Annotated in this window: 1 protein-coding gene; it reads right to left on the bottom strand. The window is 39.3% G+C overall.

From position 1 onward, the window contains the following. Nucleotides 1–600: hypothetical protein (locus tag SB753_RS34485; RefSeq protein WP_410804509.1), on the bottom strand; the 600-nt coding region annotated here is incomplete at both ends.

Below are 600 nucleotides of genomic sequence, written 5' to 3'. Positions count from 1 at the left end.
GACGATGCGCATCATCAACATTAAATGCATCCAGATCATCTGCAACTTTATCTGCTTTTTTTGCTGCGGTTGCTGCTGCACCGCCCATAACTGCGGTACCCATAACCTGGCCAAATTTGGTATTCAGTTCTTCAAATGATTTAAATTTATCTTTAGAGGTCATTTCGCTCAGATCCACCATCTGTTCAAACAGTTCTTTCTGAAATGATTCATCATCAATATTCGGAATTGCACTCTGATTCAGAAATTTAGATTCATCATAATTAGAAAAGCCGCTCACCTGTTTCACTTTCAGCACAAAATTTGCGCCTTCCCACGGACAGGTCACATCCACCGGGGTTTCGCCCATTTCCACATCCACTGCAATCATTGCATTAATTTTATCCCAAATTTTTTTGCCAAAACGATATTTAAACACTTTACCTTCATTTTCCGGTGCTGCCGGATCTTTCACAACCAGAATATTTGCCCAATAGCTGGTTTTGCGTTTAACCAGGCTATATTCTTTATTATCGGTATTATACAGATCATTTTTACTAATATACTGACACACCGGACAAGAATCATAATCGCCGTGGGTACTACTACAGGTTTCAATAT

It is taken from the genome of Paraburkholderia sp. SIMBA_053, from assembly GCF_046534895.1.
GTDB classification, from domain to species: Bacteria; Pseudomonadota; Gammaproteobacteria; order Burkholderiales; family Burkholderiaceae; genus Paraburkholderia; species Paraburkholderia caledonica.
This window is presented reverse-complemented; position numbering and strand designations above follow the sequence as displayed.